The 12,397-nt window shown below is 32.1% G+C and carries 11 protein-coding genes; 1 reads left to right on the forward strand and 10 read right to left on the reverse strand.

Features of this window, described 5'->3' with window-relative positions:
- Nucleotides 1-94: 94 nt before the first annotated feature.
- From QYS47_RS10595 to QYS47_RS10605, 3 genes are all read right to left on the reverse strand, one after another.
- Entirely contained in the window at nt 95-928 is an 834-nt protein-coding gene (locus QYS47_RS10595; protein WP_302125055.1) for a M57 family metalloprotease, read from the reverse strand.
- Nucleotides 929-1,161: 233 nt separating this feature from the next.
- The gene (locus tag QYS47_RS10600) at nt 1,162-1,998 is read right to left on the reverse strand and encodes a M57 family metalloprotease (RefSeq protein WP_322346022.1); all 837 of its coding nucleotides are present in this window, start codon (nt 1,996-1,998) and stop codon (nt 1,162-1,164) included.
- Nucleotides 1,999-2,266: 268 nt separating this feature from the next.
- Nucleotides 2,267-2,746: a hypothetical protein gene (locus tag QYS47_RS10605; RefSeq protein ID WP_302100813.1), complete on the reverse strand. Its 480-nt coding sequence runs from the start codon at nt 2,744-2,746 to the stop codon at nt 2,267-2,269.
- Between the two features lie 114 nt (nt 2,747-2,860).
- On the opposite strand from QYS47_RS10605, the gene QYS47_RS10610 reads away from it, so the two are divergent.
- Nucleotides 2,861-3,214, forward strand: a complete 354-nt coding sequence (locus tag QYS47_RS10610; protein ID WP_302125049.1) for an arsenate reductase family protein — start codon at nt 2,861-2,863, stop codon at nt 3,212-3,214.
- Here QYS47_RS10610 and QYS47_RS10615 read toward each other — a convergent pair whose 3' ends face one another.
- The 7 genes from QYS47_RS10615 to QYS47_RS10645 form a co-directional block, all read right to left on the reverse strand.
- Nucleotides 3,215-3,700: a hypothetical protein gene (locus QYS47_RS10615; protein ID WP_322346025.1), complete on the reverse strand. Its 486-nt coding sequence runs from the start codon at nt 3,698-3,700 to the stop codon at nt 3,215-3,217.
- Nucleotides 3,701-3,704: 4 nt separating this feature from the next.
- Complete coding sequence (locus QYS47_RS10620; RefSeq protein ID WP_322346028.1) at nt 3,705-6,047, reverse strand: TonB-dependent receptor; 2,343 nt, start codon at nt 6,045-6,047, stop codon at nt 3,705-3,707.
- 13 nt (nt 6,048-6,060) lie between these two features.
- Nucleotides 6,061-6,720: a ribulose-phosphate 3-epimerase gene (gene rpe, locus QYS47_RS10625; RefSeq protein ID WP_322346029.1), complete on the reverse strand. Its 660-nt coding sequence runs from the start codon at nt 6,718-6,720 to the stop codon at nt 6,061-6,063.
- Nucleotides 6,721-6,755: 35 nt separating this feature from the next.
- Nucleotides 6,756-7,667: an ROK family protein gene (locus tag QYS47_RS10630; RefSeq protein ID WP_322346030.1), complete on the reverse strand. Its 912-nt coding sequence runs from the start codon at nt 7,665-7,667 to the stop codon at nt 6,756-6,758.
- Between the two features lie 151 nt (nt 7,668-7,818).
- Complete coding sequence (locus tag QYS47_RS10635) at nt 7,819-10,260, reverse strand: TonB-dependent receptor domain-containing protein (RefSeq protein ID WP_322346032.1); 2,442 nt, start codon at nt 10,258-10,260, stop codon at nt 7,819-7,821.
- Between the two features lie 155 nt (nt 10,261-10,415).
- Complete coding sequence (locus QYS47_RS10640; protein WP_308356610.1) at nt 10,416-11,669, reverse strand: sensor histidine kinase; 1,254 nt, start codon at nt 11,667-11,669, stop codon at nt 10,416-10,418.
- A 2-nt stretch (nt 11,670-11,671) separates the two neighbouring features.
- A complete protein-coding gene (locus QYS47_RS10645; protein WP_322346034.1) occupies nt 11,672-12,349 on the reverse strand; it encodes a response regulator transcription factor in 678 nt (225 codons plus the stop codon).
- Nucleotides 12,350-12,397: the final 48 nt, after the last annotated feature.

The raw sequence follows: 12,397 nt of genomic DNA on the forward strand, positions 1-12,397 counted from the left end.
CCTAAAATTTATTCTGAATAATAAGATGCCATTAAAATAATGGTAAAAAAAAGGAGCTCATTTGAGCTCCTTTTACACCAATTATACTCTATATTTAATATAAGTAATCTAATGCGGTTTTATCATCATTATTAAATGGCCTATTACTTCCATCAGTACATGCTAGCATCCAAGAAGCGTCAGCTGCTGAAGCGCCTGTTGGAGTGCCAGGAATATGATTAGCACCTACTCCACCATCTCCTTCATTTGCAGTTGATCCACCACAGCTGATACTTCTGTCAAAATAATCAGTATGACGGAAACCAATACAGTGTCCCATTTCATGAGCAATAATTGTAGCAATTCCATCTGTACTTAAACCGTAAGTTGACTCAAGTATACCACTCATTTTGATTTCATTATAAGGTTCGCAAGATGAAGTTGGGAAACCTGCAGAACCTAATACACCTCTTCTCTCATCTCTTCTACTCAATCTAGTCATGACAATATCTGCCTGATTCTGATTAGTAATTCTTTGAAATGAAATAGTTAAGTTCTCAGCATTAAATCTACTGATAGCCTCATCTAAACCTGCAATCATTGCAGGACTATATCCTCTTCTACCTTCATCAGCATACATTGTAATCACTCTCGGACCACATACTAAATTATCAGTACTATATTGTTCTGATTCAGGTAAGAAGCTAGGTCTTTCCATTTTAGCAATAGTTTCATCTGTAAGATAAATATCACCTTCAACTAAATAACCCTCTTCAAATAGCATTGGAGCTTGGTCATTTACATTGAAACCTAAGTCTTCTAATTTTTGGATAACTGATGGATCAACAGAAAATTCATCAACTTGTAAAGCTTCTTCTTCTTGACATGAGAAAAAGAACATTGCGCATGCAAAAAGCGCAGTTGTCAGTAGTCTTGACTTTGTTAACATAAATTTTAGATTTTGGTTAATTAATAATGCAAGCCTATTGAAATATTTTTATTTCCCCAATTTTATTCTGTAAAAACATCATAATAAAGATTATATTATTATAATTCTACAACGATAGATTAGAATAATTTAATTGTTTCAACAATTATTAATTGTTAGCTAATTTTGTAATCTTTCAAACAAAAAAAGCCACTACTAATAGCGGCTCTTCATTCAACTTAATTTATAATCTATTAATATAAGTAGTTTAATGCAGTTTTGTCATCATTATTGAATGGTCTATCGCTTCCATCAGTACATGCTAACATCCATGATTTAGCAGCAGCAGAAGCTCCAGTTGGAGTACCAGGAATATGATTTGCTCCTACTCCACCATCACCTTCATTTGCAGTAGATCCACCACAGCTGATGCTTCTGTCAAAATAATCTGTATGACGGAAACCGATGCAATGGCCCATTTCATGAGCTATAATAGTTGCGATACCGTTAGTGCTTAAACCATAAGATGACTCTAACACCCCACTCATTTTGATTTCACCATATGGATCACAAGATGAAGTTGGGAATCCTGCAGAACCTAAAACGCCTCTTCTCTCATCTCTTTTGCTTAATCTTGTCATTACAATATCTGCTTGGCTCTGATTTGAGATTCTTTGGAAAGTAATGGTTAAATTTTCAGCATTAAATCTTCTGATTGCCTCATCTAATCCAGCTATCATTGCTGAGCTATAACCGTTTCTTCCACCTTCTGGAGCATACATAGTAATCACTCTCGGACCACACACTAAATTATCAGTACTGTATTGTTCTGCATCCGGAATAAAACTTGGTCTTTCCATTTTAGCGATAGTTTCATCCGTAAGGTAAATATCGCCTTCTACTAAATACCCACCTTCAAAAATCATAGGAGCTTGATCATTTACATTGAATCCTAAATCTTCTAATTTCTGGATAACTGATGGATCAACAGCAAATTCATTTATTTGCAATGATTCTTCTTCCTGACATGAAACGAAGAAGGCTGCGCCAACCATTAATGCAATTGCGAGTAATTTCGACTTTTTAAACATATTATTTTGATTTAGTTAGTTAATACCAACAATCCTATTGATATATATTAATAAAAGCAATATTATTTTGTTTAAAAATTAATTTTTAGATAAAATTATTATAAAAGTAATATTTGGTATAAGGAATAATTATATGTTTGAACTACTAAATCTCAAATCACTTATAAAACTTACATAAAATACAGTCATATCCATATATACTACCAGTCATAAAATAAAAAAGCCGCTCATGAAAACATGAGCGGCTTCCTTTAGAACCTAGTTCTAATTAAGCATCTTCATAAGTTGGAGCCATTCTGCTCACAATCTCTTGATATTTAGCTTTTAAATCAGGATCAACCGATAAAGTTGATTTGATTGTTTTATAAGTTTTAACGCCTACCATACTTTTAGCTAAAATATTTAAAGCTTCTTTGATAGCATCAGTTCTTTTTTCTTTCTCTTTAATGATTAAGCCCATGAATTGAACTTCAAAATCATTGGCTCCTAATTCTCTTAATTTAGCCTCATCGTCACCAGCACTCTCTAATTCACTGTATCTCTTCGTGTCAAAACCTTCTTGCTGCTCAATTAAACTTTGGATAGCCGGACTAACCTCCGCTTTCATTTGTTCAATAACCTGCATCATTAATGCGAAATTATATAAATCTTTGTCCGAAATTTCTGAATCTTGCGCCATAACAGCAGTAGAGTTTAAAAATACTAAAGCCGCTAAAGCCAACATCCCTTGTCTCACTATTCTTTTCATAATTGTTTTGATAATTGGTTTTTAGATTAGATTACAAAATTAAAAACCCGAATTAAAGCTTTTTGTTGCCATAAGGCAAATATTTTAATTATTTTTAGTCAAAAAGTAATATAAATGAGAAAAGTAGTTTATTATTTAAGTACTTGCGACACATGCAAAAAGATTATGTCTCAATTGGATTTAACTGATTTTGAGAAGATTGATATTAAAAATAATCCACTGTCAGAACCTCAATTATTAGAGTTATATGCGAATACTGAATCTTATGAAGCCTTATTTAACAAAAGAGCGATAAAGTATCGTCAGCAAGGTTTGAATGAAAAAGATTTATCTGAAAACGATTTTAAAAAGTTGCTTTTAGAAGAGTATACCTTCTTAAAAAGACCAGTATTTTTAATAAATGGAGAATTGTTTGTTGGAAATGCTAAAAAAACTGTTGAAAATCTAAAAGAGAAAATAGGCAAATAGCTATTCTTTAATATACTTCTTGATAGAAGAGTTATCTTCCCAGCTTTTAACATTATTAGAATCTAATAATTTAAGTTGAATATTATATTCTATGTAAGGATTGCCTCTGTTATCATATTCCGTTGCTTCTATACTTCCTGAAATATAAAAATTCGAAGCAATTCTTAATTTGGGATCAGTATATTCAATTAATTCAGAAGCTTTAGCATACTTTATAAAGTATTGAACTAAATTCTCACCCCCATTTTTGAAATTGCTATCAAATTTTCTAACGCTAATCCTAGGTTTTAAAGATTGACCTTTACTATAATCTTGAATTACTCTCGAATCAATTAAATTATTAAATAACTCATTAGTAACAATTTCAGCATCAGTTTTATTCCATCTTCCACTCAAATCAATATCATTAGAAGTATCAGTTTTTAATACCTGCTTAGGACTACAAGCATAAATAATGATAATGAATAGTAAAGAAAGATATTTCATAGTTCTAAAATTTTACGATTCCTTTTACGTTCAAAAATCTTGCCGAAAGTGAATTAGGAACAGCAAAAGTATTTGAACTAACATCTTCGATCCAAGTATATGAAATTGTATTGGTAACGCCTAAAACATTTAAGACATCCACACCAAACCAAATAGACTCAATATAATCATTTGATTGAAGTCTTTCTCCCCTAAACTGCTTCGAAAATCCAACATCCATTCTTCTATACCATTCACCTGTAAAAATATTCCGATTATTTAAGCTGTTTGGTGGACCAAAAGGTAAACCAGAACCTATTTGTAATTTTAAATTTACTCTTAGTGTGGGATCATTAATAAAATTATCTTGAAAGAATATTGAGGCTGTTACTCTTTGATCAGTTGGCCTTCTAATATAATCTTTATCATCTTCTTGAATATCTTCTTCGGTGGATAATAAACCTAAACTAAACCAAGATTCAGTTCCTGGAATGAATTCACCACTAAATCTAAAATCCGTACCATAGGCATAGCCATTGGCAGTCAACTCTGGTCTGTACCTCAACCTGATATTATCTACATCAAAAGGAATTATATTGAATAAGTATTTATAATAGATAGAAGAATTAAGCTGGAATGGTCTTTCCCATATTTGTAAATTTTTAGTGTATGCCCCTACTAAATGAAAAGCAGATTGAGCGCGAACTTCCGGTAGAATATTACCTGAAAAATCTCTTAATTCTCGATAAAATGGATATTGCCTATATAGTCCGGTAGATATATTTAATTGGCCACTTTTGTCTGGATGTAAAAGTAATTGATATTGAACCCTTGGACTAAACAGTAATTCGTCCGTATTTGAACCATAATTTATGCGAAATCCGGTATTTAAGGATTGTCGACTATCGAGTTGCCATTCGTGCTGAATATAAAGATTAGTAAAAAATGCCCTCAATTCATTTTCCTGCTCTATTACCCTATCCACCTGAGCAAAATTTGCTGAATCTCTAAAATCGAATTCATCTAAATAATCATCCACAAATTGATTTTTATGTTCTATTCCAAAAGCTAATAAATGCTGACCATTGATTTGCCAATCATTTCGAATTATGGCTTGAGCAACCTGAGCATATAGGAAGTTTCGTGCATAATTATAATTAGCACCTATTCCTCTTAAACTTATACATTGATCAAAAGTATCTGATGAAAGATCACTGTCCACATCACAGAGCTGATAAAAGCCTTCTGTATTATTGTATTCAAATTCTGCAGTAGAGAAGGCTGAAAGAATAACGGATGTTCTAAAATTATCAGTAAATAAATGTCTTAATCGAGCACCACCTTGAAAACTTTTATAAGTTAGTGCTTCAGCGCCTTCATAGCGTACAAAAAACCGTAGTTTTTGTTGAAAGGGTCCAAAATCAGTATTACGCGAAGCTGGCTCAAAACGATAATCATTTTGGGCAAATACCGCCAAAATATCAAGTGACGTTTGATCTGATATTTGATAATTATAAAAGGCCTGAAAATCTAAGAAGCGAGGAAGATATTCGCCTGAAGTTTCAAATGTATTAAATAGATATTTAGCATTTTTATATCTTAACCCAAGTAACAAATTGTCTTTTTCATTAAATTGGGTAGATAAATAACCAGAAGCGCCTAATAGGCCAAGATTAATATTTCCTTCTGTTTCAGCAGTAGTTTTATAATCTATTAACAGGTTACTTGATAATTTATCACCGTATTTTGCCTCCCAGCCGCCAGGGGAAAAATTAATGCTCTGAACTAAATCCGGATTGATAAAACTTAAGCCTTCTTGCTGACCTGCCCGAACTAAAAAAGGACGATAAATTTCAATACCATTAACATAAACCAAATTTTCATCAAAATTACCACCTCTTACTGCATAAGAGCTGCTTAACTCATTATTTGAAACCACGCCAGGTAATGTAGCAATCACTTGGTTAAACTCATTAAATGGAGTTGCCATTTCATTAACTGATAAGGGCTTAACTCTCTTAAAACCGTTATTGGGTAGCAGGTCAGTTGTACTATTTACATCAACTTGATTTAGTAAAAGGTTGTCTACTTTTAACTGAATGAATAGGGAATCAGAAGGCTTTAATTCCTTTTCAATATTAATGTAGCTGACATGAGTAAACCTTAATCTGTAGCTTTCAGCATTGGGCAAGGATAAATTAAAAAAACCCAAACTGTCAGTCTGGGTATAATATTGTGTACCAATAAGCTGAATGCTTACTGAAGAAATACCTTCATTTGTTCTATCATCCACCACTCTCCCTTTCAAATTTTGACTCTGAGCCAAGAATGAAATTAGAGTAAAGAATAGAATTGCTAATAAACGCATTAATGCACGGAATTTATGCAACAGAAACGTTCTTTAACTCCTTTATAGTATTTATTGGATCGTCTGATTTGAAAACAAAACTACCCGCAACTAAAACATCTGCTCCAGCTTCCAACAATTTTGGAGCATTATCCAAATTAACACCTCCATCTATTTCAATTAAGGTTGAAGCATTTTGATCTGCTATCAATTCTTTTAATTGTCTTACCTTAGTGTAAGTTTGCTCAATAAACTTTTGTCCTCCAAAACCAGGATTTACAGACATCATACAAACTAAATCCGTATCTTGAATTACATTTTCTAATAAAGACACATTTGTATGAGGATTTATGGCTACGCCTGCTCTCAACCCTAAATCTCTAATAGCTTGCAATGTTCTATGTAGATGTGGGCTTGCCTCATAATGAACTGAAATTGTAGCAGCACCTGCATCATGAAAAGCTTGAATATAATTTTCAGGTTTTTCAATCATTAGGTGAACATCCAATGGTTTTTGAGCATGCTTATAAATGGCTTCGCACACTGGTAAACCAAAAGAGATATTAGGTACAAAAACACCGTCCATAATATCAACATGGATATAATCGGCTTGACTTTCGTTTAACATTTCCACATCTCTTTGCAAATTTGCAAAGTCTGCGGCTAGTACTGATGGGGCTATTAAATGACTCATGCCGCAAATATAGGAAAATTGATTTTACCGACCATCTATGCACCCAAAAATGCCGCACCAAATACTCCAGCACTATCTCCTAATTTTGGTTTTACGATAGGAGTTTTCATTTCAGGATTGAAAGTAAATTCTTTTACAGATTCTATACCTTCATCATATAGAGCGGGTATATTCCCTACTCCACCTCCAATTATAATGACATCAGGGTCAATAACATTTACAATTACAGATAATCCTTTACCAAAAAAATGAATTAATCTATCATAGGTTTGTTTTGCATAGTTATCCTCAGCTACATCTTGAATGATAATTTTCAGTTTTTTACCCTTTCCAGAAATACTTTTATAATATCTTTCTAATGCCTTCCCCGCTAATAATGTTTCTACACAACCATGTTTACCACAATAACAATCCTCTCCGGCCTCATCTAAAAAAATATGCCCCCACTCACCCGCAATGCCATGTTTACCATTCCAAACTTTTCCATTTATCACCAATCCTCCGCCTACACCAGACCCCATAATCACTCCAAAAACTACTTCTGCTTTAGGGAATTCATCTTTCACGACACCCATTCTAGTTTCAGCTATAGCAAAACAGTTCGCATCATTCGCAATATAAACAGGAATCGATAATACTTTTTCTAAATCTTTATGTAGGGGTTTATGATTTAGATTAGCTGAATTACTATTTTTTAATAATCCAGTTTCAGGATCTGTGGAGCCTGGAGTTCCAATTCCTATTGATGTGGGTCTGTAGCCAATCTTTTCAGCCATTTGATCTACAAGTAATTTGATTCTACTCACTACATGATCATAACCCTGTTCAGCCTGTGTATCGATACGTTCGCGAATAAGCACTTCTGGATCTTCTTTAGATTTTAAAACAACCCCTTCAATTTTTGTTCCTCCCAAGTCAATGCCCCAAAGCGTATTTTGATTTCCCATGCTTATAAATTTGATACTTAGCTAATATGATTGATAAATTATTTTAATGGAAACAATTTTAAGGAAAATAATAAAATATGAAGATTAAAAATAAAAAAGGCACTCAGAAACTGAGTGCCAAAACATGAAAACTAATTTATAACAAGCTAAACTAGTAGTCTTCACCACCGCCATCATAGTCACCACGATCACGGCCGCCTTTTCTCTTATTTGAATTAAGTCTATAGTCAAATGATAAAGTTATTGTCCTAGTCCTCCATTGAAATTCTGAATCATAAAAGAAATCTTCTCCAACTGTTGTTGTTCTCCATTTACGTGTATTGAATAAATCTCTTACGTTTAAGGCCAAAGTAGCTTTTTCATTCAATAACTCTTTACTAAAACCTAAATCCACCATGTAGAACGCTTTTCTAGTTCCCTGAGTAGTTTGTTGCGGGGCTCTGTAAAATGCACTTAATTGAAAATTGAAATCATTGCTAAATGACATTTGTGAGGTTGCTCTACCCGACATAGTAAAGGTTTCAGCTTCAAATACTTGTTCATTTACCACTCCATAAGTTTCCGAATAGAAAACATTTAGATTTCCATTTAATCTCCACCAATCATTTAGATCATGAGAATAATTATTTTCAATTCCGATAGAATTACGTTCCGCTAAATTTTGTGGTTGACTGTAGGTAATACCATCAATTACAGTATTAATTCGTTCTGTAACGCCTGTAGTTCTTCTGTAATATAGACCTGAATATAAGGTTGCGTCACTAAAATTGTTAACCAGTCCTACTTCATATGAATCCGTGAATTCTGGATTTAAATTGGGATTACCAATTCTGATATTTCTATCATCATTGAAATTTGAAAATGGATTCAATGATCTAAACCGAGGTCTATCGAATCTTCTACTGTAGCTTGCTTGTAAAGTATGAAGCTTAGTGAATTCGTAAGTCATGAATACAGATGGGAATAGATTTATATAATCTCTTCTATTTACTGTATCAACGGGTGATTTTAATTGAGTGGTGATATCAGTTAACTCAGTTCTTAAACCAATTTGATAGGTAAATTTATCATATTCAGAATTATATATGGCGTATATTGCATGGATATTTTCGTTGTAAACAAAGTCATTTGTGAAATCACTCAATACACTATCTTGTTCCTGACCTTCAACTTCTTGCGTTACTTCGTATTGATTAGTAATGGTTCTTAAAGTACTTCGCCATCCCGCTTCAAATGATTTATTTTCACCTAATGGTTTTACATAATTTGCTTGCATTAAAATATTTTCAGCAAATTCATTGATGATAGATCTTTGTTGAATACTATCTACATATTCATCTCTATCAATGATATACCTTTCATTTCTTAAATCTGAATCTTCTGTTTCTGAATTGTTTCTGTATTGAAAATCAGCTGTTAATTTATGCTCACTATCATTTCCAAATGATTTAGTAAAATTAAGATCATATTCTAACACTTCTTCATCTTCCAATTCATCCTGAATACGTACAGACCTTCTTAATAATTCACGGCTTGATCTATCGATACCATCGTAATCATCGTAATAATTATAGCTTAGATTATTCTCATCCGAAATTCTATACAGGAATGAACCTGTTAAGGTTGTATTTTTATTAAAACTATAGTCAAGTCCAAACCTTGAATTTTGTGAAATGCCGCTTCTTTGTCTATCACGATCCACATAAGTTGAATAAGTGGTATCTTCTGGAGTAAACTCCTGATCTATATATCCCCCACCAAAATTCTCTCTATATTGAATTCCGTAACTACCAAATAAATTTATATTACCTCTTCTGTAATTCAAATTTCCATTAACTCCCGAGATTAAAGGATAACCAAGATTAGCGCTAAAACTTCCATTTAGACCTCCTTTTTTCTCTTTCTTCATAATAATGTTAATGATTCCTGCATTCCCTTCTGCTTCATATCTTGCTGATGGATTGGTAATAACCTCTACTCTTTCTATTTGATCAGCTTGAATTTGTCTCAAAGCAGAAGCACCACTTATTCCTACTAATCCTGATGGTCTGCCATCAATTAAAATACGAACGTTTCCACTTCCTCTTAAAGAAACATTCCCTTCAATATCTACCGTAACGCTGGGTAAATTATCTAATAAAGACTCTGCGTTACTTCCAATATTACTTAAATCCTCTCCAACATTAAAAACTCTTTTATCAAGTTTCATTTCCATTTGAGGTCTTTTAGCTACCACCTCAACTTCTGAAAGTTGGTTTACATCTTCACTTAGTTCAATTGTTCCTAAATTGATAGTAGGCTGATTTGCAACTATCTTTCTATAAATTGTTTGATATGAAATAAACTGAATTCTTAAGTTATATTCTCCTGATTGTATTTGTAAGCTAAACTCGCCAGATTCAGGAGTTACAGTTCCCGTGATTAATTCTTCATTTTGATCAAAAATACTAATATTTGCATAACCTAATGGAGCTTTAGTATTTGCATCGATTAACTTACCTGTGATTTTGGTTTGAGCATTTAGGTTGAAGCCCGTAAACACCACTAGAATTATAATTAGTACTCTTAAAAGATATTTCTTTTTCAACTGCATAACGATCATTAAATCTTCTTTGCTACAAATTTAGTATCCAATTCTGAAGAAAATTTGAATTTTCAAGTTTCAACAAAAAATTAATGTCGCTACACGTATTTTTTTAATTAAATTGTTTAAGAAATATCAATAATCGTAATCAAGTCTAATAAAACTTATTCCGATATTGTAATTTGATGGAGTTGCTCCCTATTAATATATTTTATATCTAAACCACTCACCTTGCATATTTTATGAATTATGGCTAATCCTAATCCTAATGAAGAACTACTTTGATTACCTTTTTTAAATCTTGCAAAAAGTAGTTCGGTAGCATGATTGATTGCTTTCCCTGAATTCTCTATGATAAGTTTTTTATCTTCTAAATAGATTTTAATAAAACCATCCTCTTTCAAATTATGCTTAATAGCATTATTAATTAGGTTGGTAATAAGAATCTCAAGTAATACTGGATGAATGTTCCAATTCACCTCTTCATTAAGCTTTTTGGTTAATTGAATACCCTTTAATAAAATAAGTTCCTCATATTCTTCTAAAAAATTTTCAAGCACTTCATTAACATTTGTATTTTCAGTTTGCTCGAATTCTTGATTATCAATTTTAGCCAATAAAGTGAGTGTATTCCCTATTTTCGACAGATTGGTAAGACTTTTTGTTGCATCTGAAACTAATTTTTTCTGTTCCTCCGTTAAAACTCCTTCTTGTAGTAATTCTAATTTGCCTTTAGCAATACTAATCGGGGTTTGAATTTCATGACTGGCATTTTCAGTAAATTCCTTTAATGATTGATAATCAGCCGTAATCTTTTTCGCCATTTGACTTATAAACTGATTTAAGCGCTTAAATTCTTTGGTTCTTGTATCGCTTAAATGGATCGCCTCATTCTGTTTAATATCAAAATTCTTAATGGCTGAAAGCGTTGCTTCGAAAGGGCTTAATAATTCTTTAGAAATAAACCAACTGCCAATTATTACGACTACAAACAAGAGTATATAGATTTTAACCATCGATTCAATAACCCCATCTACTATATCATCCTGCTCAATTATGATATCATATAGAATTATCTTATAGAAATTACCCTCAATCTTTTTACCTACTTCTAATTTATTATGTTTTTCAGGTCTTTCTAAAGTGCTGTGATACACTATGGTATCAGAAAAAATTATATTATTTATTTCGATAGAATCCTTTTGAGGCTTTATGATTACCTTATCTCTTATTATATCTTTCTCTGGTTGTCTTCTTTTAATGTAGCGTTCGGTAGAGCTTAATCTTTCTTCTAGGAACCATCTCTCTTCCTTTTTCACTTCATTAGAAATAATTTTTATTGTAACAATTCCACCAATTATAAAGACTATTAAAGAAAGTATAAGGTATAGAAAAACTATCTTAGTGATTAATCTCATAATTATTGAGCTTTTAATTTATAACCAACGCCATAAACTGTTTCTATAATATCTGAACCAGAAATTTTCTGTATTTTTTTTCTTAGGTTTTTGATGTGTTGATAAACGAAATCAAAATTATCACTCTGATCAATAAAATCTCCCCAAAGATGTTCTGCTATATTCTGCTTTGTTAGTACTCTTTTAGCATTATTCGCAAAAAACAAGAGCATTTCATATTCTTTTTTCGTTAAATCTAATAATTCACTATTAACAGAAACTTCCTTCTTATCCGTGTCTATTATAATATTATTTAATTCAATTGTATTACTGCTTTCTTGTTTCCTGGTTCTATAAATTGCTTTTAATCTAGAGGTTAATTCAAGCAAGTGAAAAGGCTTACCTAAATAATCATCCGCACCTGCATCTAAACCTCTAACCTTGTCATCAATCGAGTTTTTGGCTGATAATATTAATGTACCTATATTTTTTCTATTAGCACGTAGGGAATACAACAAATCCATTCCATTCCCATCAGGCAACATTAGATCTATTATAACAATATCATATTCGTAAGCAGCCAATTTATCAGTAGCAGTAAAGAAATCAGGAGCAATGCTTGATTGAAATCCCTCTTTTTTGAGAAATTCAAATATATTATTGGCCAATTCTTCCTGATCTTCAACGATTAGAACTTTCATATCATCATTACTAAAATGGTTTGATAACAAATAATAGTATTCAAACCT

The organism is Marivirga arenosa (assembly GCF_030503875.2).
GTDB lineage: Bacteria > Bacteroidota > Bacteroidia > Cytophagales > Cyclobacteriaceae > Marivirga > Marivirga arenosa.

Bases quoted from the DNA above. Each gene is read 5' to 3' on its own strand.
- QYS47_RS10620 (WP_322346028.1), bottom strand. From the start codon at position 6,047: ATGCGTTTATTAGCAATTCTATTCTTTACTCTAATTTCATTCTTGGCT.
- QYS47_RS10600 (WP_322346022.1), bottom strand. From the start codon at position 1,998: ATGTTTAAAAAGTCGAAATTACTCGCAATTGCATTAATGGTTGGCGCA.
- rpe (WP_322346029.1), bottom strand. From the start codon at position 6,720: ATGAGTCATTTAATAGCCCCATCAGTACTAGCCGCAGACTTTGCAAAT.
- QYS47_RS10605 (WP_302100813.1), bottom strand. From the start codon at position 2,746: ATGAAAAGAATAGTGAGACAAGGGATGTTGGCTTTAGCGGCTTTAGTA.
- QYS47_RS10635 (WP_322346032.1), bottom strand. From the start codon at position 10,260: ATGCAGTTGAAAAAGAAATATCTTTTAAGAGTACTAATTATAATTCTA.
- QYS47_RS10615 (WP_322346025.1), bottom strand. From the start codon at position 3,700: ATGAAATATCTTTCTTTACTATTCATTATCATTATTTATGCTTGTAGT.
- QYS47_RS10610 (WP_302125049.1), top strand. From the start codon at position 2,861: ATGAGAAAAGTAGTTTATTATTTAAGTACTTGCGACACATGCAAAAAG.
- QYS47_RS10595 (WP_302125055.1), bottom strand. From the start codon at position 928: ATGTTAACAAAGTCAAGACTACTGACAACTGCGCTTTTTGCATGCGCA.
- QYS47_RS10645 (WP_322346034.1), bottom strand. From the start codon at position 12,349: ATGAAAGTTCTAATCGTTGAAGATCAGGAAGAATTGGCCAATAATATA.
- QYS47_RS10640 (WP_308356610.1), bottom strand. From the start codon at position 11,669: ATGAGATTAATCACTAAGATAGTTTTTCTATACCTTATACTTTCTTTA.
- QYS47_RS10630 (WP_322346030.1), bottom strand. From the start codon at position 7,667: ATGGGAAATCAAAATACGCTTTGGGGCATTGACTTGGGAGGAACAAAA.